This is a genomic window from Mycobacteroides franklinii (assembly GCF_001853795.1).
GTDB classification, from domain to species: domain Bacteria; phylum Actinomycetota; class Actinomycetes; order Mycobacteriales; family Mycobacteriaceae; genus Mycobacterium; species Mycobacterium franklinii.
In genome coordinates this window covers 631,125-651,565 of sequence record NZ_MLIK01000004.1, presented here as the reverse complement: position 1 = coordinate 651,565, position 20,441 = coordinate 631,125, and the positions used below count along the sequence as shown (strand labels likewise).

Annotated in this window: 22 protein-coding genes and 1 pseudogene; 19 read left to right on the top strand and 4 right to left on the bottom strand. The window is 65.2% G+C overall.

Annotation, left to right across the window (positions count from 1 at the left end; genetic code table 11):
- Positions 1-76 precede the first annotated feature (76 nt).
- Positions 77-652: an HhH-GPD-type base excision DNA repair protein gene (locus tag BKG76_RS03635; RefSeq protein ID WP_207543741.1), complete on the top strand. Its 576-nt coding sequence runs from the start codon at positions 77-79 to the stop codon at positions 650-652.
- A 33-nt stretch (positions 653-685) separates the two neighbouring features.
- Here the strand turns inward: BKG76_RS03635 and BKG76_RS03630 are convergent, their stop codons facing one another.
- Positions 686-1,384 (bottom strand): hypothetical protein, encoded by a 699-nt coding sequence (locus BKG76_RS03630; protein WP_070936046.1) that lies wholly within the window; start codon positions 1,382-1,384, stop codon positions 686-688.
- A gap of 141 nt (positions 1,385-1,525) precedes the next feature.
- On the opposite strand from BKG76_RS03630, the gene BKG76_RS03625 reads away from it, so the two are divergent.
- From BKG76_RS03625 to purU, 4 genes are all read left to right on the top strand, one after another.
- The gene (locus BKG76_RS03625; protein ID WP_070936044.1) at positions 1,526-2,749 is read left to right on the top strand and encodes a mannosyltransferase; all 1,224 of its coding nucleotides are present in this window, start codon (positions 1,526-1,528) and stop codon (positions 2,747-2,749) included.
- Between the two features lie 76 nt (positions 2,750-2,825).
- Entirely contained in the window at positions 2,826-3,410 is a 585-nt protein-coding gene (locus tag BKG76_RS03620; RefSeq protein WP_131815784.1) for an APA family fibronectin-binding glycoprotein, read from the top strand.
- A 42-nt stretch (positions 3,411-3,452) separates the two neighbouring features.
- Entirely contained in the window at positions 3,453-4,259 is an 807-nt protein-coding gene (locus BKG76_RS03615; protein ID WP_070936041.1) for an SDR family oxidoreductase, read from the top strand.
- A gap of 2 nt (positions 4,260-4,261) precedes the next feature.
- Positions 4,262-5,161: a formyltetrahydrofolate deformylase gene (gene purU / locus BKG76_RS03610; RefSeq protein ID WP_070936039.1), complete on the top strand. Its 900-nt coding sequence runs from the start codon at positions 4,262-4,264 to the stop codon at positions 5,159-5,161.
- A 157-nt stretch (positions 5,162-5,318) separates the two neighbouring features.
- On the opposite strand, the gene BKG76_RS03605 is transcribed toward purU, so the two are convergent.
- Positions 5,319-5,603: a 4a-hydroxytetrahydrobiopterin dehydratase gene (locus BKG76_RS03605; protein ID WP_070936037.1), complete on the bottom strand. Its 285-nt coding sequence runs from the start codon at positions 5,601-5,603 to the stop codon at positions 5,319-5,321.
- Positions 5,604-5,629: 26 nt separating this feature from the next.
- Between BKG76_RS03605 and BKG76_RS03600 the strand changes: the two genes are divergently transcribed.
- From BKG76_RS03600 to BKG76_RS03570, 8 genes and pseudogenes are all read left to right on the top strand, one after another.
- On the top strand, positions 5,630-6,022 hold the full coding sequence (locus BKG76_RS03600; RefSeq protein ID WP_070936035.1) for a (deoxy)nucleoside triphosphate pyrophosphohydrolase: 393 nt from the start codon (positions 5,630-5,632) through the stop codon (positions 6,020-6,022).
- Between the two features lie 262 nt (positions 6,023-6,284).
- On the top strand, positions 6,285-8,189 hold the full coding sequence (typA, locus tag BKG76_RS03595) for a translational GTPase TypA (RefSeq protein WP_070936033.1): 1,905 nt from the start codon (positions 6,285-6,287) through the stop codon (positions 8,187-8,189).
- A 10-nt stretch (positions 8,190-8,199) separates the two neighbouring features.
- Positions 8,200-8,319: pseudogene (locus BKG76_RS24205) on the top strand (VOC family protein); the annotation flags it as partial.
- 47 nt (positions 8,320-8,366) lie between these two features.
- Positions 8,367-8,756 (top strand): nitroreductase/quinone reductase family protein, encoded by a 390-nt coding sequence (locus BKG76_RS03590; protein WP_070936031.1) that lies wholly within the window; start codon positions 8,367-8,369, stop codon positions 8,754-8,756.
- A 93-nt stretch (positions 8,757-8,849) separates the two neighbouring features.
- Positions 8,850-10,745, top strand: a complete 1,896-nt coding sequence (locus BKG76_RS03585; RefSeq protein ID WP_070936029.1) for an alkyl/aryl-sulfatase — start codon at positions 8,850-8,852, stop codon at positions 10,743-10,745.
- Between the two features lie 48 nt (positions 10,746-10,793).
- Complete coding sequence (locus BKG76_RS03580; protein WP_070936027.1) at positions 10,794-12,587, top strand: ABC transporter family substrate-binding protein; 1,794 nt, start codon at positions 10,794-10,796, stop codon at positions 12,585-12,587.
- An 11-nt stretch (positions 12,588-12,598) separates the two neighbouring features.
- Positions 12,599-13,420 (top strand): N-acetyl-1-D-myo-inositol-2-amino-2-deoxy-alpha-D-glucopyranoside deacetylase, encoded by an 822-nt coding sequence (gene mshB, locus BKG76_RS03575; RefSeq protein ID WP_083337938.1) that lies wholly within the window; start codon positions 12,599-12,601, stop codon positions 13,418-13,420.
- Between the two features lie 139 nt (positions 13,421-13,559).
- On the top strand, positions 13,560-13,895 hold the full coding sequence (locus BKG76_RS03570) for a hypothetical protein (RefSeq protein WP_070936022.1): 336 nt from the start codon (positions 13,560-13,562) through the stop codon (positions 13,893-13,895).
- Positions 13,896-13,923: 28 nt separating this feature from the next.
- Here BKG76_RS03570 and BKG76_RS03565 read toward each other — a convergent pair whose 3' ends face one another.
- Positions 13,924-14,685, bottom strand: coding sequence for an O-methyltransferase (locus tag BKG76_RS03565; protein WP_070936020.1), 762 nt, complete (start codon positions 14,683-14,685; stop codon positions 13,924-13,926).
- Positions 14,686-14,802: 117 nt separating this feature from the next.
- On the opposite strand from BKG76_RS03565, the gene BKG76_RS03560 reads away from it, so the two are divergent.
- The gene (locus BKG76_RS03560) at positions 14,803-17,376 is read left to right on the top strand and encodes a bifunctional FO biosynthesis protein CofGH (RefSeq protein WP_070936839.1); all 2,574 of its coding nucleotides are present in this window, start codon (positions 14,803-14,805) and stop codon (positions 17,374-17,376) included.
- 7 nt (positions 17,377-17,383) lie between these two features.
- Here BKG76_RS03560 and BKG76_RS03555 read toward each other — a convergent pair whose 3' ends face one another.
- A complete protein-coding gene (locus tag BKG76_RS03555; RefSeq protein WP_236737513.1) occupies positions 17,384-18,142 on the bottom strand; it encodes an excalibur calcium-binding domain-containing protein in 759 nt (252 codons plus the stop codon).
- A 10-nt stretch (positions 18,143-18,152) separates the two neighbouring features.
- Between BKG76_RS03555 and BKG76_RS03550 the strand changes: the two genes are divergently transcribed.
- The 5 genes from BKG76_RS03550 (at position 18,153) to BKG76_RS03530 (ending at position 20,421) form a co-directional block, all read left to right on the top strand.
- On the top strand, positions 18,153-18,791 hold the full coding sequence (locus BKG76_RS03550) for an MspA family porin (protein ID WP_070936838.1): 639 nt from the start codon (positions 18,153-18,155) through the stop codon (positions 18,789-18,791).
- Entirely contained in the window at positions 18,791-19,078 is a 288-nt protein-coding gene (locus tag BKG76_RS03545; protein ID WP_070936016.1) for a hypothetical protein, read from the top strand. Before BKG76_RS03550 ends, BKG76_RS03545 begins: the two co-directional genes overlap by 1 nt.
- On the top strand, positions 19,075-19,377 hold the full coding sequence (locus BKG76_RS03540) for a hypothetical protein (RefSeq protein WP_070936014.1): 303 nt from the start codon (positions 19,075-19,077) through the stop codon (positions 19,375-19,377). Before BKG76_RS03545 ends, BKG76_RS03540 begins: the two co-directional genes overlap by 4 nt.
- Positions 19,378-19,513: 136 nt before the next feature.
- Positions 19,514-19,963, top strand: a complete 450-nt coding sequence (locus BKG76_RS03535) for a hypothetical protein (protein ID WP_070936012.1) — start codon at positions 19,514-19,516, stop codon at positions 19,961-19,963.
- A 149-nt stretch (positions 19,964-20,112) separates the two neighbouring features.
- Positions 20,113-20,421: an antibiotic biosynthesis monooxygenase family protein gene (locus BKG76_RS03530; protein WP_070936010.1), complete on the top strand. Its 309-nt coding sequence runs from the start codon at positions 20,113-20,115 to the stop codon at positions 20,419-20,421.
- The last annotated feature ends 20 nt before the right edge of the window (positions 20,422-20,441 follow it).

The following is a 20,441-nucleotide window of genomic DNA, read 5'->3' as shown; positions in this document are numbered from 1 at the left end:
CATCATGTGATGGCTACCCGTGTCCGGCTTGCTTACGAACGTAGATCTCTCGGAAAGGAATGTCACAGTGGCGAGATTGCAGCTAGCGCAAGACCCGGCCGCCGATGAGTTGCTGGAGGAGAATCCGCTGGCGCTGTTGATAGCGATGCTCCTTGACCAGCAGATTCCGATGGAGGTCGCGTTCGCGGGACCCAAGAAGATTGCGGACCGGATCGGCGGCATTGACGCGCACCAAATCGCGGAATACGACCCAGACAAGTTCGTGGCCCTATGTTCGGAGCGCCCCGCCATACATCGGTTCCCCGGATCGATGGCCAAGCGTGTTCAGGTGCTCGCGCAGGAGGTTGTCGACGAGTACGACGGCCACGCCGAGAACATCTGGAAGGCCGGAGATCCGGATGGGGCCGAGCTGCTCAAGCGGCTCAAGGCGCTTCCCGGTTTTGGTGAGCAGAAGGCCAAGATCTTCGTGGCGCTGCTGGGCAAACAGTATGGCGTTGAGCCGAAGGACTGGCGTAGGGCCGCCGGAAACTACGGCGAGAAAGGCACCCATCTTTCGGTAGCGGATGTTGTCGACGCCGAATCGTTGGGCCTGGTACGCGCTCACAAGAAGGAAATGAAGGCGGCGGCCAAAGCAAAGGCGGCCAAGGCATAAAGCCCTGACCGCCTTGCTTGTGTGCTGAGTGAACTACGGCAGCGCTGCGAACATCGGTGCTGACGGGACCAGGCCGGCGCCGGGGGTGGCGGCGGTTGCGGCGGGCAGTCCGGCAACGGGAGCCGCTGCTGCGGCGGGGATTCCGTTGACCAGCGCCGGTGGGATCAGCGTCTGCTGCACGCCGGCGGGCAGCAGCTTGGGCAGGTTGGTGGCCCACAGATCCACGGTCTGGGTGACACCCTCTGCACCCGGGATCTGTGAGACGCCGGGGACATTGCTGACGGCAGGGACCGATGCCGGGGACAGTGCCTGAGCCGCTGCCGGGGTCAGCGCTTCAGCGGCGGCCGGAGTCAGTGCGCCGGGAACGGCGGGGACGGCAGGCGCCGCGCCCGGGGCCGGTGCGACCGCCGGAGCGGCCGGGGTGACGCCGGGGAGGGCCGGTGCTGCGGGAGTGACAGCAGGTAGAGCAGGTGCAGCCGGGGTGACGCCAGGTAGAGCAGGCGCGGCCGGGGCGACAGCAGGCAGCGCAGGCGCGGCCGGCGAGGCGACTGTCGCAGGCGCATTACCGAAGCCCGAAGCAGCCTGGCCCAGGATCGCGGCCGGGTTGGTCGGGTTCGGCGCGGGGGCCGGGATGGGGTCAGCGCTGGCGGTCGACGCCAGGCCCAGCGCCAGGCCGGCCGACGCGAAGGCCGCGATCGACGCGCCCATGAAGACGTTGGTGATCCGTGACATATTGAACTCCAATGCTGTTTCGCTAGACGTGATTACTGGTGTTAAACGCCAAGGTAATCCGTTACGCGTGTTACTCAAGTGACGCGTGTGGTGTAGGCGGAACTGTTACCAAAACGAGTGAGCGAGGTTATCGAAACCCCGATGAGAACAGAGCCGACCAGGGCAAATGACGAGCTGCTGGTTCCGACACGCGGCGCGTCGGCGTGGCGCCGTGTCCGCGACTGGGGTCCGTGGCTGCTGGCGCTGAGTGTCGCGGTGCGCCTCGCGTGGGCATACCTGACGCCGCACGGTGCTGACCTGGTCGATCTGCACGTGTACGTCAGCGGTCCGGCCACGCTGGGGCACGGAAATCTCTACGAATTCACCTATCCGGACAAGACGCCCGACTTTCCGCTGCCCTTTACCTATCCACCCTTCGCTGCCGTGGTGTTCTGGCCGCTGCACCTGATTCCCTTCACCCTGCTCGGGCTGTGCTGGATTCTGGGCACCATTGCCGCGCTGTACGCGGTGGTTCGGCTCAGTCAGCGGCTACTCGGATTCAACGACCCGCGTGGTGCCGCCGTGTGGACCGCGGTGACGATGTGGACCGAACCGGTGCGTTCCACCCTGGACTACGGGCAGATCAACGTGCTGTTGATGCTGCTGATCTTGTTGGCGGTGACGTCATCACGCTGGTGGGTCTCGGGAACATTGGTGGGACTTGCGGGCGGGGTGAAGCTGACCCCGTTGGTCAGTGGGCTCTACTTCCTGGGCGCGCGACGGTGGGCGACCGCCATCTGGGCAGGCGTGGTCTTCCTGCTGACTGTGGCGATCGGCATCGCCGTAGTAGGGGAGCAGGGGCGCTTTTACTTCACCGATCTATTGGGCAAGCCGGACCGGATCGGGCCGATTGCCACCGTGTTCAACCAGTCGTGGCGAGGCGGAATCTCCAGAATCCTGGGACACGACGCCGGGTCCGGTGCGCTCGTGCTGTTCGCCTACGCGGTCACCGCCGTACTGGCCTTCTTGGCATGGCGCGCGGTAGACGACAGATTGGGGCAGATCTGCGTGGTGGAGATGTTCGGCCTGCTCATCTCGCCCATCTCGTGGACGCACCATTGGGTCTGGATGGTTCCGTTCATGGTGTGGCTGCTGCACGGACCATGGCGAGAAAAATTGGGCGCGAAGGTTTTTGGGTACGGATGGCTGGTGCTGTTGTTGATCGGGGTGCCCTGGTTGCTCAGCTTCGCCCAACCCGACATCTGGCGCATTGACCGGCCCTGGCCGCTGGCCTGGGCCGGGCTGGTGGACATCGCGGTCGCCATGGCAACGTTGACCTGGATGGCGGTGGTGGGCTGGCGAACCCGTCAGTCCGGCAATCGCTGACCTGTGGCCCGATTAATACCGAATGAGCAACGCGCACGGCCGCGTCTTCAGTTAGCCGAGCGGTAATGTGCCCTGGGTGCAGCGAGTGCGAGTGATTGCCGCGGCCATCGCCGTCGCGTCTACGTTGATGGTCGTCAATCTGGTGAGCACCGATGCGCCGTTGCCGACGGCTGCTGGGGCGCCCGCCAGGATCAGCGATGACAAGGGCAAGTTCAGTTTCGCGCCACTGCCGGGATGGGTTCGTGCCGACGCGCAACGACTGACCTACGGCACCACCCTGCTGACCAACACGGCGGCCCCCAATAGCGAGATTCTGCTGGGCCCGCTGGAGCAGCAGCTCTTCGCGGGATTCATCCCGTCATACCCCGATAACCGCAAGGCCGCGATCCGCCTGGCCTCGGACCTGGGTAACTTTCTGTTGCCGTACACGGGTAACCGGCTCAACTGGGACGATCAGATATTCACCGTCAACGGTCTACCGGCCGCCTCGGCCTACTACGACATGAAGTTTGACGATCCCCAGCGCGAAGACGCCCAAATCTGGGCCGGTGTGGTCGGTTACGACACCAATCGGTTCTTCATTCTGTGGCGGGGCAGTGCGTCGTCGCCGATCGACAGGGCTGCCGCGCAGGCGCTGACCGAGTCGATCGAGCCGTACTAGACGCATTGCGGAGCGGTAGGCCCGGTCGGCTACCGTGGCGCCATGTCTGAACATTGGACCGTCCTGGTCACCGGCGCCTCCAGCGGGATCGGCGCGAGCGCGGCCCGGATATTCGTCGAGCGTGGGCACCGCGTATTCGGTACCAGTCGCAACCCGGATACCGTCACCGATCGCATCCCGGGGGTGCAGTATCTGCGGCTCGACCAGACGGACAAGGCGAGCATCGCCGACTGCGTGGCACAAGCGGGCGAGGTCGACATCCTGGTCAACAATGCCGGCGAGAGTCAGATCGGTGCGCTCGAAGACGTCTCCGTCGACGACTTCGAAAAGCTCTACACCACCAATGTCTTTGGGCCGGTTGCGCTCACCAAGGCAGTGCTGCCCGGCATGAGGGAACGGCGCCGTGGCGCCATCATCATGGTGGGTTCGATGGCGGGCACCTTGCACGTCCCGTTCCGGTCGACCTATAGCTCGGCGAAATCGGCGTTGCATACGGTGGCCGACTGTCTGCGCTACGAGGTTGCGCCGTTCGGGATCACCGTGAGCACCGTGGAGCCCGGTGTCATCGCGACAGGAATCGAGACGCGACGTAACCGCATTGTCCCTGAGGGATCCGTCTACCGCGAAGCGTTCCAGACGGTGGATGCGGCCATGGCCGCGCGGGAAGAACACGGCATGGCCACCGACGACTTGGGCCGCCTGATTGTCGATGTGGCCTTGAACCCAGACCCGAAGCCCCTGTACGCCAAGGGGAGCAACGCCCCACTCATCATGGCCGCCGAGCGTCTGCTACCCGCTCGGCTGTTCCTGAAATTCCTGGCGCGCATGCACGGGCTGAAGGTGCGGTGAGCATGTTTCCCCAAGGTATGCACCCCACCGGATCGTCAGATGCGTTCCATTCCAAGGACATCGGCAGACTGCTGCTGCAATGCCCGGACCGGATCGGAGTGGTGGCCGCCGTCAGCGCCTTCCTGGCCGATGCCGGCGCGAGCATCATCTCGCTGGCGCAGTACTCGACGGAACCTCAGGGCGGTTGGTTCATGCAGCGCACGGTGTTCCATCGCTCCGGGCTCACCGCCGCACGCGAGGATCTGGAGAGCACGTTCGCTTCTATCGCTGAGGAATTCGACATTCAGTACCGATTCAGCGAGGCCGCCAAGCCGAAGCGAGTGGCGATCATGGTCTCGCAAACGGATCACTGTCTGCTGGATCTGCTGTGGCGCAACCGTCGCGGCGAGCTCGACATGTCGATCGCGATGGTGATCTCGAATCATCCCGACCTTGCCGAGCAGGTGCGCTCGTTCGGGTTGCCGTTCGTGCACATCCCCGCGACCCGGGAGAACCGTGCCGAGGCCGAACGCAAGCAGCTCGAATTGCTGAAGGGAAATGTCGACCTGGTGGTTCTGGCCCGCTACATGCAGATTCTGTCGCCGGAATTTCTCAACGAGATCGACTGTCCGCTGATCAACATCCACCATTCATTCCTGCCCGCGTTCACTGGCGCGATGCCGTACCGCCGTGCGCGGGAACGTGGCGTCAAAATGATCGGCGCCACAGCGCATTACGTGACAGCTGAGCTCGACGAGGGGCCGATCATCGAGCAGGATGTGATCCGCGTCGATCACACGCACACAGTCGAGGATCTGGTGCGGCTCGGATCGGATGTGGAACGTCTGGTGTTGTCGCGTGCCGTCGCCTGGCACTGCGAGGACAGGGTGATGCGGCACGGGAACGTCACCGCGATCTTGTGACACTCGATTGTGCTGCGGTTTCCCGAAACCATGGTGCTCCTGCCCACCTCTATGCGACAAGGTGGGCACTGCGGTGGGGACTAAAGCGCATTTGTCGCATAGAGGCGGGCGGGGTCCGCATGTGGTGTCGAGGCCGTCGCGCTGCTGTAGAACTTCCCTAGAGGCCGGCCTGTGAGCCGATGGCCCGGGCCAGCGCCACGTCTTTCTCGGTGATGCCGCCCTCGGAATGCGTGGACAACACGAATGTCACTGTGCGCCATCGGATATCGATATCGGGATGATGGTCGACGGATTCCGCGTGCTCGGCGATGCGGCGTACCGCGTCGATACCGTCGAGGAAGGTATCGAACGTGACGGCGCGACGCAGGGAGTCGCCCTCACGTGTCCATCCGGGAAGTTCGGCGAGCGCTGCGTTGATCTGGTCATCGGTGAGCAGGGCCATGAACTCAACGTATAGCGTCGAGCACCATGGCGATAGTGGTCGCGGGCGCGGTGATCGACGGGGACAAGCTGCTCATCGCGCAGCGCGCCACACCCGCCGAGCTCGCCGGACAGTGGGAACTTCCGGGCGGCAAGGTTGCCGAGAGCGAATCGGAGCCGCAGGCGCTTGCTCGGGAGTTGCGCGAGGAACTCGGGATCGATGTCGAGGTCGATACCCGCATCGGTGAGGACGTCGTCGTCGGGAACCTGGTGCTGCGTGCCTACCGCGCGCACTTGCGCGGCGGCGTCCCTCATCCGCATGAGCATCTGGCCCTGCGCTGGGTCACCGCCGACGAGCTCGACACGGTGGAGTGGGTCGCCGCAGACGGGGGATGGATCCCCGCGTTGCGGGCAGCGCTAGTGGGCCCGCGCCCGGTGTAGCACCTTTTTGAGTTCCTTATCGGAGAGCCCGTGCTGCTCGGCTTTCTGCATCTTGTGCACCACAAGAGGGCACTTCATGCAGCGTGGTTTGCTCTTACAGCACTTCTTCTTGGGCTTGAGCCGGGCGACCTTGCTGGCCTTCACTAAGGGTCCTACTTCTGGGTCTAAATGTGTCTTGGGCTGTGTTTACGTCTATGTCGGGCGTCACACGTGATAACGCCAGTTTCGTGAACAGGGGTCATGGCTGCCAGAATTGGCAGACGTGACCCATAGTTTCCGGAACGTAGCCATTGTTGCGCACGTCGACCACGGCAAGACAACCCTGGTCGATGCGATGCTCAAACAATCGGGTGCGCTCTCGCACCGAGGTGATGACGCTGTCGAGCGCCTGATGGACTCCGGTGACCTGGAGAAGGAAAAGGGCATCACCATCCTGGCCAAGAACACCGCGGTGCACCGGCACCATGCGGATGGCTCCATGACCGTCATCAATGTCATCGACACTCCCGGCCACGCCGACTTCGGCGGTGAAGTGGAGCGCGGTCTGTCGATGGTCGACGGCGTGCTGCTGCTGGTCGACGCCTCCGAGGGCCCGCTGCCGCAGACCCGGTTCGTGCTGCGCAAGGCCCTTGCCGCGCACCTGCCGGTGATCCTCGTGGTCAACAAGACCGACCGGCCCGACGCCCGGATCGCCGAAGTGGTCTCCGACAGCCATGACCTGCTGTTGGACGTCGCCTCCGATCTGGACGAAGAGGCCCAGAAGGCCGCCGAGGACGCGCTCGGCCTGCCGACGCTGTACGCCTCGGGCCGTGCCGGTGTGGCCAGCACCGTCGAACCCGCCAACGGCGAGATTCCCGAGGGCGAGAACCTCGACCCGCTCTTCGACGTCCTGCTCGAGCACATCCCGCCGCCCAAGGGTGACCCCGAGGCCCCCCTGCAGGCATTGGTCACCAACCTCGACGCATCGGCGTTCCTCGGCCGGCTCGCGCTGATCCGCATCTACAACGGGCGCATCCGCAAGGGCCAGCAGATCGCGTGGATGCGCGAGGTCGATGGTCATCCCGTCATCACCAACGCCAAGATCACCGAGCTGCTCGCCACCGAGGGCGTCGACCGCAGCCCCACCGAAGAGGCCGTCGCCGGTGACATCGTGGCCGTCGCAGGTATGTCCGAGATCATGATTGGTGACACCCTGGCCGACCCCGATCACGCGCACGCACTGCCGCGCATCACCGTGGACGAGCCCGCGATCTCGGTGACCATCGGCACCAACAGTTCGCCGCTCGCGGGCAAGGTGTCCGGACACAAGCTGACCGCGCGGATGGTCAAGTCGCGGCTGGATTCGGAACTCGTCGGCAACGTCTCCATCAAGGTCGTCGACATCGGCCGTCCCGACGCCTGGGAGGTGCAGGGCCGTGGTGAGCTGGCGCTGGCCATCCTCGTCGAGCAGATGCGCCGCGAGGGCTTCGAGCTGACCGTCGGCAAGCCTCAGGTGGTCACCCGGCAGATCGACGGCAAGCTGCACGAGCCGTTCGAGGCCATGACCATCGACTGTCCCGAGGAATTCGTCGGCGCCGTCACCCAGCTGATGGCCGCCCGCAAGGGGCGCATGGAGGAGATGGCCAACCACGCCGCGGGATGGGTCCGCATGGACTTCGTCGTGCCGTCGCGAGGCCTCATCGGCTTCCGCACCGACTTCCTGACGCTGACCCGGGGCACCGGCATCGCGAACGCCGTCTTCGAGGGCTACCGCCCCTGGGCCGGCGAGATCCGTGCCCGGAACACCGGCTCCCTGGTATCCGACCGGACCGGCAGCATCACCCCGTTCGCCATGATCCAGCTGGCCGATCGCGGACAGTTCTTCGTTGAGCCGGGTGAAGACACGTATGAGGGTCAGGTTGTCGGGATCAACCCGCGTGCCGAGGACCTCGACGTGAACGTGACGCGCGAGAAGAAGCTGACCAACATGCGCTCGTCGACCGCCGACGTCATGGAGACGCTGGCACGGCCGATCGAACTGGACCTCGAGCAGGCCATGGAGTTCTGCGCGGCCGACGAGTGTGTCGAGGTGACGCCGGAAATCGTGCGCGTGCGCAAGGTCGACCTGGATGCCAACACCCGTGCACGCAACCGTTCCCGCGCGAAGGCTGCCGCCAACAACAGCTAGGTTCGGCGGTCTGCGGCTCTGTGCGCGTCCCACCGACATCGGGCAGACCGGGCAAGAGCAAGGGCACGTCCTGCAAGACCCTGAAGGCAATGAGTTCTGTCTGCTCAAGGCCCGTCTCGAGGAGCTTTGAGGCTCGCTGCCTCGCGCCGTCGTCGGAATGGGAGCAGACTGCATGGCGTGGCCGATTTCAACTCCCTCAAGCGGTTGGTGGTCCAGAACACCCAGCGCTACCTGGTGAACCCGGTGGGGCGCCGGCTGCCGATCGTGATGCTGGAGACCACGGGTCGCAAGTCCGGACAACCTCGCCTCACCGCGATCGGCGGACGACTTGTCGATAACCAGTTCTGGCTGGTCTCCGAGCACGGTGAGCACTCCGACTACGTGCGCAACATCAAAGCCAATCCCGCGGTCCGGTTACGTATTCGCGATCAATGGCGCACCGGTACCGCGCACCTACTGCCCGACGATGACGCGCGGGCACGGCTACAGCAGCTGCCGCGGGGCAACAGTGCGGTAGTGCGTGCGGTGGGTACCGAACTGCTGACACTGCGGGTGGACCTCGACTGATTTTGGTTACAGCGGTTGCCTAGCTCGATGAACTTATTTGAGAGATAACAGTTTTCGCGATCAGTCGATCGAGCCGGTGGGTACTATCGCGATATGCCGGAGCAAACCCAGCCCACATCTCGCATCATCGACCAGAACGCGGCGGCGGCACAGGAGCTTCCGTTCGCCAGTACCGTCGACCAGGCCGACGCCGACAGGGGATTCATCGCGGCGCTGGAACCCGGTGTCGTCACGGATGTGGCCGGAAAAACAGTCTGGGACAACGACTCCTACAGCTTTTTGGGTGACAGTTGCCCGGCCTCGGTGCATCCGAGTCTGTGGCGGCAGTGCGGGCTGAACATCAGGCAAGGGCTGTATCTCGTCACCGAGGGCATCTATCAGGTGCGGGGCCTCGATATCTCCAATATGACGATCGTGGAGGGGGAGAACGGGATCATCGTGATCGACCCGCTGGTGTCCGCGGAAACCGCCGCGGCGGCCCTGGCGCTGTATCGGAGCCATCGCGGCGACCGCCCGGTGACCGGGTTGATCTACACCCACTCCCACGCCGACCATTTCGGGGGTGCGTTGGGTGTGGTGAGCACCGAAGACGTTGCGGAGGGTCGCTGTCCCGTGCTGGCGCCGGCGGGATTCCTGGAACATGCCGTGGCTGAGAACGTCTACGCCGGGACAGCGATGACACGCCGTGCCGTCTACATGTACGGTGCGGTTCTGCCGAGGGGGCCCCTCGGGCAGGTGGGATCCGGTCTTGGGCAAACCAATTCGATTGGCACCGTCACGCTGATCCCGCCGACCCTCGACATCACCCACACCGGGCAGGAAGAGACCATCGACGGTGTGCGGATGATCTTCCAGCTGACCCCGGGCACCGAGGCGCCGGCGGAGATGAACTTCCATTTCCCGCAGCATCGGGCACTGTGTATGGCCGAGAACGCCACCCATACCCTGCACAACCTCCTGACGTTGCGCGGCGCGCTGGTGCGCGACCCGCATGTCTGGGCGCGGTACATCACCGAGGCCATCAACCTGTACGCGCACGACTCCGATGTGGTGTTCGCCTCTCATCATTGGCCCACCTGGGATACCGCACGTCTGGTGGAATACCTTTCCCTGCAACGTGATCTGTACGCGTATCTGCACGATCAGACGTTGCGACAGCTCAACCAGGGCTTCGTGGGTTCGGAGATCGCGGAGACGCTGCAGCTGCCGCCGGCCATCGCCGGGGCCTGGCATGCGCGCGGCTACTACGGCTCGATCAGCCATAACGTGAAGGCGATCTATCAGCGCTACATGGGTTGGTTCGACGGCAACCCCGCACACCTCTGGGAGCATCCACCTGTCGCGAATGCGCAGCGGCACGTGGAGTTCATGGGTGGCTCCGAGGAGGTGCTTCGCAAGGCGCACATCGCCTTCGAGGAGGGTGACTATCGGTGGGTGGCCCAGGTGGTCAACTATGTGATCTTCGCCGATCCGGCCAACGAGGCGGCGAAGATGTTGCAGGCCAGCTGTTTCGAACAGCTTGGCTACGGAGCGGAGAATGCCACCTGGCGCAACTTCTATCTGATGGGTGCGTACGAACTGCGCCACGGAAACGTGGGGACCCCGATGGCCGTTGGCTCGCCGACGATGATGGCGGCACTGACCGTGGACCAGGTGTTCGATGCGCTCTCACTGCGGATCAACGGACCCAAGGCCTGGAACGAGCGCTTCGTGAGCGATTGGACGTTCACCGACGAGGATCGCGTGCACCGCGTGGAGCTGCGTAACGGTGTGCTGGTGCACTACGACCCGCCCGCGGGTATCAGTCCGCCCGACGTGACCTTCACCCTGACGCGGCCGACCCTCATCGACGTTCTACTGGACGGCAAGGACCCGGCGCAGCTTGTCGCCTCGGGTGAGATCGCCGTGGAGGGCGACCTGACCGGACTCGCCCGGTTGGTCGCGGTCCTCGATGCGCCCGACCCCGGCTTTGCCATCGTGACCCCCTGACCGGTTGCCGGGGGCACGTCGTAGGACCCACCGATAAGGTTGGTCCTCATGCCTACCGAGACCTTGCGCCTGCGCCTGTGCGCAGTGCTTGGTGTGGTGCTCCTCGGCGGGTGCTCCGTCAGCGCGCCCCCGGCCGTGCAGGGCAGCGAAACCACCAGCTCAACCACACCGCCGCCGCCCAAAAAAGAGCAGATCGTGGTGGGTATCGACGCGATCGGTGCGGGATTCAACCCACACCTGTTGTCCGATCAGTCGCCGGTGAACGCCGCGATCAGCGCGCTGGTGCTGCCCAGCGCGTTCCGGCCGGTGCCCGATTCGGCCACCACCACCGGCTCACGCTGGGAGATGGACCCGACGCTGCTGGTTTCCGCGGAGGAGACCAGCCAGGAGCCGTTCACGGTCACCTACACCATCCGTCCCGAGGCGCAGTGGACAGATAACGCTCCCATCGGCGCGGATGATTTCTCGTACCTGTGGCAGCAGATGCTCACCCAGCCCGGAACCGTCGACCCGGCCGGCTACGGAAACATCACCGACGTGCAGTCGCGCGACGGCGGCAAGCGTGTGGTTGTCACCTTCGACCACAAGTACCCCGCATGGCGCGAGCTGTTCACCGACCTGCTGCCCGCGCACATCGTCAAGGACATCCCGGGCGGGTTCGCCTCCGGACTGGTCAAGTCGATGCCTGCCTCGGGGGGACGTTTCCGTGTCGACACCATCGACCCCCAGCGCGACGAGATCCTGCTGGCCCGCAACGACCGGTACTGGGCAACCCAGGCGGTCCCCGACGAGATCCTGTTCCGTCGTGCGGGTGCCCCCACGGTGCTGGCGGATTCCATCCGCAACGGTGACACCCAGGTGGCTCAGGTGCATGGCAGCGGGGTGACGTTCGCCCAGCTGTCCAACATCCCCGGGGTGCGCACCGCGCGCATCGTCGCGCCGCGCACGCTGCAGCTGACACTGCGCGCCGGACAGCCCACGCTCACCGATGCCAAGGTGCGCCGCGGTCTGCTGGGACTCCTCGATGTCGGCCTGCTGGCGGCGGTCGCGGCGGGCAATGACAACGCCGTCACGCTGGCGGCGGCCCAGGTGCGTTCGCCATCGGATCCCGGATACAAGCCCACCGCACCCGTCGCGCTCACCCGCGACGCCTCCCTGGCGTTGCTCAAGGAGGCCGGGTATGAGGCTGTCGAGGCGCCGCCACCGCCCGGCGCCGCCGCGGGGCCGCCACAGATCACCAAGGATGGCGAGCCGCTGGCCCTGATCATCGGCGCGGCCTCCAACGACCCCACCTCGGTGGCCGTCGCCAACACCGCCGCCGACCAACTGCGCAACGCGGGCGTGCGGGCCACCGTCTTGGCCCTCGACCCGCCGACGCTGTACGGGCAGGCGATTCCGGACGGCCGGGTGGATGCCATCGTCGGCTGGCATCAGGCCGGTGGCGACCTGGCCACCGCGCTGGCTTCCCGGTACGGCTGCCCGGCGTTGCAGGCGGGCAAGCTGCCCGATACCCGTACGACCACGCCGCCCCCGCCGCCGGCAAGCAATACGCCCGCGCCGCCGACGAGAGAAGAATCTGTTCGCGCCCCAAGCAATCTCACCGGTCTGTGCGATGAGGAGTTGCAGCCCAGCATCGACGCCGCGCTTACGGGCCATGCCGATGTGGGCAAGGTCATCGATCAGGCCGAGCCTCAATTATGGAAGATGGCAACGGTTTTGCCGATCATGCAGGACACCACCATCGCCGCGGCGGGCCCCAGTGCACAGAACGTGGAGCTGGCGGGCGCGGTGCCGGTGGGGATTGTGGCCACCGCAGGAGACTGGAAGAAGACCCGCCCATGACCCGACGACTCATGTTGGTGCACGCTCATCCCGACGACGAATCTCTGACCACCGGCGGAACCATCGCGCGCTATGCCGCCGAAGGTGCCGACGTGCTGCTGGTCACCTGCACCCTCGGAGAAGAGGGCGAGGTGATCGGCGACCGCTGGGCGCAGCTGGCCGCCGACCGCGCCGATCAGCTCGGCGGCTACCGGATCAGCGAATTATCCACCGCACTAAGGCATCTTGGCGTCGACGGGCCCACCTTCCTGGGTGGTGCAGGGCACTGGCGCGACTCCGGTATGGCGGACACCGGGCCGCTGCACCCGCGCGCCTTCGCCGGCGCCGAACGGGATGAAGCGGTGCGGGCGCTGGCCGCGCTGATCGACGAACACCGCCCGCACGTCGTCGTCACCTATGACCCCTTCGGCGGTTACGGGCACCCCGATCACATCCAGGCGCACACGGTGACGACTGCCGCCGTGGAGCAGGCGACCTGGCAGGTGGCCAAGCTGTACTGGACCGTCATCGCGACCAGCGCGCTGCAGGCCGGCCTGGCGTCCATGACGCAGCTACCGCCGGGATGCCAACCAGCGCCGCTGGACCTCATACCCACCTTCGCCGACGAGAAGATCAGTGCCGCCATCGACGTATCGGCTTATCGCGACGCCAAGGTCGCTGCCCTGCGCGCACACGCCACCCAGCTGACGGTGTCCGAGGACGGATCCGCGATGGCGCTATCGAATCTGATCGCGTTGCCCATCGCGGACATCGAGCATTTCGTGCTGGTGCGCGGCGAGCCCGGCGTCGACACCGGGTGGGAATCAGATCTGTTCGCCGGGGTGGAGTTGTAAGCTCGATTCATGCCACCCGATCAAGACCAGGATCCCAATCAGCAGCACTGGCAAGACCGTGTGGACAACTTCCAATGGGTTGTCGGCTCACTGGTGGCCCAGCTCGACTCCGTCCCGATCTAGACGCCTGAACGCATTCATGCGCGGGTTCGTCATGGCCGCGCTCATTTTTGACGGCGCCATCAGCGCGATTCTCGGCACAGCTCTGCTCAACACACGCTTCGGCGGGGTTCTAGTTCCGCTGGGCTTGATCATCAGCGTCGTACTCAATGTCGTGCTGGTGTGGTGCGCCCTGGAGTGGGCGGCCACACCGCGATGGGCGGGGGCGCCGCTGTGGGCATTCGTGGCCACCACAACGGTGCTCTTGTTCGGCGGCCCCGGCGGCGATGTGGTCTTCGTCGGGTTTTGGCCCGTTCTGCTGATCGTGGTCGGCGTGCTGCCCGCGGCGTATGTCTTGCGGCGCGGGAACAGCTAGCCGAGCCGTACGGTCGTCGCGCAGGCGCTCACCCCAGGTACTCGGACTCCAGAACCAAGTCCTTCACCAAGGTCTGATACTCCACATGCGTTTCGTGCTCGATGGTCTGCCAGAGCTTGCCCTGTTGGTCCTTCATATAGGCGCGGTACTTGGGGGAGCCGGGGAATCCGACGTTGTCGGCGACGACGATCGTGCCCGGATGCAGCCAGCCGCGTTCCATCAGCCGCTGCAGGTCGTCGAGGTACACGTCCTTCCAGTGATCGATGAACACGAAATCCAGGCATCCCTCGGTAAACCCGTAATCCTTGGTCAGGGTGTCCAGGGTGGTGCCATCGTCGGCGGTCCCGTTGAGACAGGTGGCGCGGTCCGCCAGCCCCGCGTGTGCCCAGACCCGGCGCGCTACCGAGGCGTTGGCTCCCGACTTCTCGATGGAGAAGAACTTGGCGTTGGGAGCGGCACGCGCGATCCGTAGGCCGCTGTATCCGCAGTACGCACCGAGCTCCAGGGCGATCTTGGGTTTGGCGCGTTTGACGGCGGCATCGAGCAGCTGGCCTTTTTCGTCGCCGACATTCATAAGAATCGATTGGTCGTACGCGAAGTTGTCGATGGCCTCGATGGCGGCATCGACATCCCCGGCCGGGGCAGTCGCGATGACGTGCTCGGCGGTGGCCTCCTCGCGGCCATCACCCATCTGACCGGTGCGCATGACGTTCAGGCCGCCGAATACTGCCCGCAGAAACGAATACCGCAGAAACGGAAGTTTCTGCTTCAGGGTTCTCGTGAGACTCACAAAGATCAGCCTAGCGATCCCGTGCGTTTCCGCAGGGTGGCTCCGTTGATGAACCCCCGAGTGGTGGGCATTTTGGTACGGGCGGATGATCTGAGGGTGACCGACGGTTGTACAAACGTGCCCGACGACGTAACGCCGCTGCCGAATCCCGCTTTTCCCTCCCGGAACGCGGCCTCATCGCCCGCGCTGCGGCGAGTATTGCGCCGTGCGCGGGACGGGGTGACGTTGAATGTCGACGAGGCCGCGCTCGCCCTCACCGCCCGCGGCGAGGAGTTGGCCGATCTGATGGCCAGCGCCGCGCGGGTGCGTGATGCCGGGCTGGAATCCGCCGGACGCCTGGGCGCCGAGGGGCGTCTGCCGATCTCCTATTCGCGCAAGGTGTTCATTCCGGTGACGCATCTGTGCCGCGACAAGTGCCATTACTGCACGTTCGTGACAGTTCCGGGCAAGCTGCGTGCGCAGGGCCAGGGCATGTACCTGGAGCCCGACGAGATCGTGGACATCGCCCGTCGCGGCGCCGAATTGGGCTGCAAGGAAGCTTTGTTCACACTGGGGGACCGGCCCGAAGACCGCTGGCCCGAGGCCAAGCAGTGGCTGGACGAGCGCGGTTATGACACCACGCTGGACTATGTCCGCGCGATGGCGATCCGGGTCCTGGAGGAGACGGGTCTGCTTCCGCATCTGAATCCGGGCGTGATGAGCTGGTCCGAGCTGGCGCGGCTCAAGCCGGTCGCCCCGTCGATGGGCATGATGCTCGAGACCACGTCGCGGCGGTTGTTCGAGAACCGTGGGGAGGCGCATTACGGCAGCCCCGACAAAGACCCTGCCGTGCGGCTGCGGACACTGACGGACGCGGGCCGGTTGTCGATCCCGTTCACGACGGGTCTGTTGGTCGGTATCGGCGAGGATCTGACCGAGCGTGCCGAGACCATTCATGCGATCCGCAAGGTGCAGAAGGAATTCGGGCACGTCCAGGAAGTGATCGTGCAGAATTTCCGCGCCAAGTCCGACACCGCGATGCAGACGACGCCCGACGCCGATATCGACGATTTCCTGGCGACCATCGCGGTGACCAGGTTGGTGCTGGGGCCGAAGATGCGGGTACAGGCACCGCCGAATCTGGTGTCTCGCAGTGAATGCCTGGCGTTGATCGGGGCCGGCGTCGACGATTGGGGCGGTGTCTCGCCGCTGACCCCCGATCACGTCAACCCCGAACGGCCGTGGCCGGCGCTGGATGATTTGGCCTCGGTGACGGCGGAGGCCGGATACGACCTGGTGCAGCGCCTGACGGCGCAGCCGCAGTACGTGCAGGCCGGAGCGGCCTGGATTGATCCGCGGGTGCGAGGGCATGTTGAGGCCCTCGCCGATCCGGAATCCGGCTATGCCCTGGATGTTTCGCCGACCGGCCTGCCGTGGCAGGAGCCGGATGAGACGTGGGAGTCGACCGGCCGGGTGGACCTGCACGCGGCCATCGACTCGGAGGGACGTAACACCGATACCCGCAGCGATCTGGCGAGCGCCTTCGGTGACTGGGAGTCCATCCGCGAGCATGTGCGCGAGTTGAACGCCCGCGCACCGGAGAAGGTGGGCGCCGACGTGTTGGCGGCCTTGCGTTCTGCCGAGCGGGATCCGGCCGGATGCAGTGACGACGAGTATCTGGCGCTTGCGACCGCCGAGGGACCGGCGATGGAAGCCCTTGCTGCGCTGGCTGATTCGATCCGTGCCGATGTGGTGGGCGATGACGTCACGTACGTGGTGAACCGGAACATCAACTTCACCAACATCTGCTACACCGGCTGCCGTTTCTGCGCCTTCGCGCAGCGCAAGGGTGACGCCGACGCCTTCTCGCTGTCCGCGGAGGAAGTGGGAGACCGGGCGTGGGAGGCGTATGTGGCCGGCGCTACCGAGGTCTGCATGCAGGGCGGTATCGACCCGGAGTTGCCCGCGACCGGTTATGCGGATCTGGTTCGCGCGGTCAAGAAGCGAGTGCCCAGCATGCACGTGCACGCCTTCAGCCCCATGGAGATCGTCAATGGCGCCTCCAAGGGCGGCCAGAGCGTGCGTGAATGGCTGACCGAGCTGCGTGCCGCGGGTCTGGACACCATTCCGGGAACCGCCGCGGAGATCCTTGATGACGAGGTCCGGTGGGTGCTCACCAAGGGCAAGCTGCCCGCCTCCGAATGGATCGACGTCATCAGCACCGCGCACGAGGTGGGGCTGCGTTCCAGCTCGACCATGATGTACGGGCACGTGGACACGCCCAAGCATTGGGTGGGACATCTGCGGGTGCTTGCCGGGATTCAGGACCGCACAGGCGGATTCACCGAATTTGTGCCGCTACCGTTCGTGCACCAGAGTGCCCCGCTGTACTTGGCCGGTGCCGCGCGTCCTGGGCCGACGAACCGGGACAACCGGGCGGTGCACGCGCTGGCACGCATCATGCTGCACGGGCGTATCGACAACATTCAGACCAGCTGGGTCAAGCTCGGCATCGAAGGCACGCGGATGATGCTCCAAGGGGGCGCCAACGATCTCGGTGGCACGCTCATGGAAGAAACCATTTCGCGGATGGCCGGGTCCGAGCACGGGTCGGCCAAGACCATCGCCGAGCTCGAAGAGATTGCGGACGGCATCGGACGCCCCGCGGTGGAGCGCACCACCACCTACGCGCGGCGGCCGTCCGCCGCCTAGAGCGTGGCTACGCCTTGAGGGAGTCTGCCCGAGAGAGGCAGTTGACGTCGTGGCCGTCGCCGCGTGTGCCCGAATCGCGAAGGCGCCCGACCAGTATCTCGCAGGTGATTGATTCAGCCGAACCCATTACCGGGTCCGCGCCAACCATCTGACTGCCGACGGCCTCCTGTGTGAATCTTGCCGTGCCACCGCAGTGATTGGTGGTGCCCAGCGTTTTTGCCGGCGATGAGTCCGGGGCGGTGATGTCGATGCAGTCTGTACCGGTCCAGGTGACGACAGTCTCGAAGCTTCCTCCAGCGCCGCTGCCGCCTGATTGCAACGCAGGCGCTGGAATGGGCGTCGAAACGGGTTGTGGCACTTGCGCCGAGGGGAGTGCTGGCGCGGGGATGGATTGGACCGGTGAGCGTCCTGAAGAGCCGGTCTCACATGCGACGCCGTCACCATCGCGGTCGAGCTTCGAGCTGTATCCCGGCTGGCCCCGGTACAGGGGTGCGGCTCCGGCTGCTCTTGCGGCGGCGCAATTGGGGTATGCCTGTGCCAGCGGAGCAGAAGCAAGACCAATTGATAGGCCGCTGACCAACGCGGCGACAACGAAATACAGAACCTTGGTCCGCAACTGAGCCCCTCCCGATGTGCAACGTGATCTTGTCCTTGTACCGGATGTTGGGGTTGCCCCGAGGCGAATCGGGCGAAGAAGTTGACGGTCTGTATCTGCACCTGACTGATTGGTTCGTGCAGGGTTAACTCCGTGGGTCGTTTTGGGCATCGTGATGTCCGTGATTGCCCGACTCGTAGCGACAAGCTTCATCGTTGCCATGCTTGGGTTCCTCAACGCGGTCCCTGTTAGTGCGGAGCCGAGAGAGATGGCGCCGCAGTCGTATTCGAGAACCACGCGCGACGGCTGGCAGCTGCAGATCCGGCTGGATCATGAGCAGGTGAACCCGGTGCCCAACCTGGCGGGGGCCACCAACTCGCGCGAGGCCTTCATAACCCTCTCGGGTACCGCAACGGCGACCGGCGGTTCCAACCCCATCACCGACAGTCTCTTCGTCATCGGCTATCAGCTCGGTTGCCAATCCGATGTCTCTTCGGGTTTGCAGATCGGCGGATCCGCCGGTATCGCGCCGTCGGTGAGCCTGGGGGTGGCGCCCACGCCATCGGTGGGAGTCGGCGGTAGCGCGGGGGTCAGCGGATTTGTGCAGACCGTGGTGCAGCCGGGTGTCATCGTCAATCTGCCGATGGGCAACATGGTGCTTTCCCGGGGCGGCACGGGAGCGTTGGACTTGGACAACGTGCACGTGAAGGCCGACGCGTGCGGCGGTGATGTCACCATCCGCTCGTTTGCCTCGTTGCGTGCATCTACCGAGACCGGCCACACCGAGTTCGCGATCTACGGCGACCCGATCAAGATCTGATGACGAAATTCCTTTGTGCGGCAACGGTCTTGGTAGGCGCGGTGTGCTGGGCGCCGGTGGCCGCGGCAGATCCCGGTAACCCTGCGGTGCCCGCCCCCCTGCCCGGTGGGACGCCCAACTACGCCGCGACCGCGGCGCAGCCGCCCTTTGGGCTGACCCCGGCACCGCCGCGTGGAACGCGAATCTCGGCCGGCGTCGACTCCGGGTATACGGCCCGAATCGATGCCGGGATGACGGCCGGGCAACTGGAAGACCCACGCGGCATGACCGAAGGAGTGGCACCGTGATGCGAACACTGTGTGTAGCAACGGTTGTGATTGGGCTGGCGGTCGGGCTTGCCGTGCCGGTGGCCGCCGCCCCGCCACCGCCGAACCCGGCGCCCTACAACCCGGTGTTCGCACCCGGCCAGGTGCCGGCACTGCGCCCCTCACGGGGGACTCAACTACCGGTGCTGATGTCGGGGCCCTCGCGTGGCCCACGGATCTCTGCCGGGGTGGACAGCATTCCGGTGCCGGGCGGGGTCAAGCCGGGTATCGGTATTGGGGACGGGAAGCTGGAAAGCCCCACCGGAGCGCCGGCTCCCTAGCTCGCTGCGCGGCATTCAAGTATTTGGCAGATTCATCCCAGCAGTACCTCAGATTCGCTCACTACTGTGACGGCATCCGGCGCCCATCTGGCTCGGCATGTGGGTCGAGCGAGGACAATCATGGAGGTGCCGAGGAATGCTGCCACGTGATCCTTCGCATCCCGAAGTCACGGTGAGGGCATGGAGCGACAGCGAAGAGGAGCCCACTGAGTTACTCCCGGTGGCCCCGCTGCCCCGGGGCCGTTCCCGTCAGGTCTGGATCGTCGGCTTGGCCGCGGCCATCGGCGTGCTGGTACTGATCGCTCTGGGGTTTCTGCTTCTCGTGCCGCGGCAGAGGACGGTGCCGCCGCTCGTCCCGATAACCTCGGTGACGACTCCTTCGTTGTCTCCATCGGCATCGACATCTACCGCGCCTGCCCCGACGGAAACCGTCACCGAGACGGTGACGGCAACGAGCTACGTCCCGGTGCCAGCCGTCACGCCAACCACCGATGCGCCGCCGAGCACCACAACGACGGATCCGAACGATGTCTGGAAGGCATGCCGGCAGATGCATCCGCACCGGTGGTGCAACGGATATCGGTGACCGCCGGGCCTGAATCTATTGCGACAGATCGACTGATTCCCGCGGTGGCTTCACGCCCGCCGCGTGGAAAGCCCACCGGGCAACCGGCACCCCCGGACCCAGGTGTCAGCCGCATTGACATGCGAGGAGACTGGGCGCACGCTGGTGCAATGAGTGAGCCGATCGTCTTCATCAACATGTTCGAACTCGCGGCGGACAAAGTCGACGCGTTCCTCGCCGGATGGAAGAAACGTGCCGAGTTCATGGCCGAGCAGCCGGGGTTCCTGTCGTTCCGAATACATCGGGCAATAGTCCCGGGCACGCGCTTTCAGCTGGTGAACATCGCGACCTGGGAGAGCATCGAGGCGCTGACCACTGCGACGGGCAACGACCGATTTCAATCGATGGTCCGAGAGGCCGCGGCCGAATTCGATGCGGTGGCCTACCCGGCGGTGTACCACGTCGCCCTCGAGGTGTGAAGGAACTGGCTCAACCGCCC

What these genes read in the sequence shown, in the direction of transcription:
- BKG76_RS03630 (WP_070936046.1), bottom strand. Translation starts at nt 1,384, where the DNA reads ATGTCACGGATCACCAACGTCTTCATGGGCGCGTCGATCGCGGCCTTC.
- BKG76_RS03625 (WP_070936044.1), top strand. Translation starts at nt 1,526, where the DNA reads ATGAGAACAGAGCCGACCAGGGCAAATGACGAGCTGCTGGTTCCGACA.
- BKG76_RS03615 (WP_070936041.1), top strand. Translation starts at nt 3,453, where the DNA reads ATGTCTGAACATTGGACCGTCCTGGTCACCGGCGCCTCCAGCGGGATC.
- purU (WP_070936039.1), top strand. Translation starts at nt 4,262, where the DNA reads ATGTTTCCCCAAGGTATGCACCCCACCGGATCGTCAGATGCGTTCCAT.
- BKG76_RS03605 (WP_070936037.1), bottom strand. Translation starts at nt 5,603, where the DNA reads ATGGCCCTGCTCACCGATGACCAGATCAACGCAGCGCTCGCCGAACTT.
- BKG76_RS03600 (WP_070936035.1), top strand. Translation starts at nt 5,630, where the DNA reads ATGGCGATAGTGGTCGCGGGCGCGGTGATCGACGGGGACAAGCTGCTC.
- BKG76_RS03585 (WP_070936029.1), top strand. Translation starts at nt 8,850, where the DNA reads ATGCCGGAGCAAACCCAGCCCACATCTCGCATCATCGACCAGAACGCG.
- BKG76_RS03580 (WP_070936027.1), top strand. Translation starts at nt 10,794, where the DNA reads ATGCCTACCGAGACCTTGCGCCTGCGCCTGTGCGCAGTGCTTGGTGTG.
- mshB (WP_083337938.1), top strand. Translation starts at nt 12,599, where the DNA reads ATGTTGGTGCACGCTCATCCCGACGACGAATCTCTGACCACCGGCGGA.
- BKG76_RS03570 (WP_070936022.1), top strand. Translation starts at nt 13,560, where the DNA reads ATGCGCGGGTTCGTCATGGCCGCGCTCATTTTTGACGGCGCCATCAGC.
- BKG76_RS03555 (WP_236737513.1), bottom strand. Translation starts at nt 18,142, where the DNA reads ATGCCCAAAACGACCCACGGAGTTAACCCTGCACGAACCAATCAGTCA.
- BKG76_RS03545 (WP_070936016.1), top strand. Translation starts at nt 18,791, where the DNA reads ATGACGAAATTCCTTTGTGCGGCAACGGTCTTGGTAGGCGCGGTGTGC.
- BKG76_RS03535 (WP_070936012.1), top strand. Translation starts at nt 19,514, where the DNA reads ATGCTGCCACGTGATCCTTCGCATCCCGAAGTCACGGTGAGGGCATGG.
- BKG76_RS03530 (WP_070936010.1), top strand. Translation starts at nt 20,113, where the DNA reads ATGAGTGAGCCGATCGTCTTCATCAACATGTTCGAACTCGCGGCGGAC.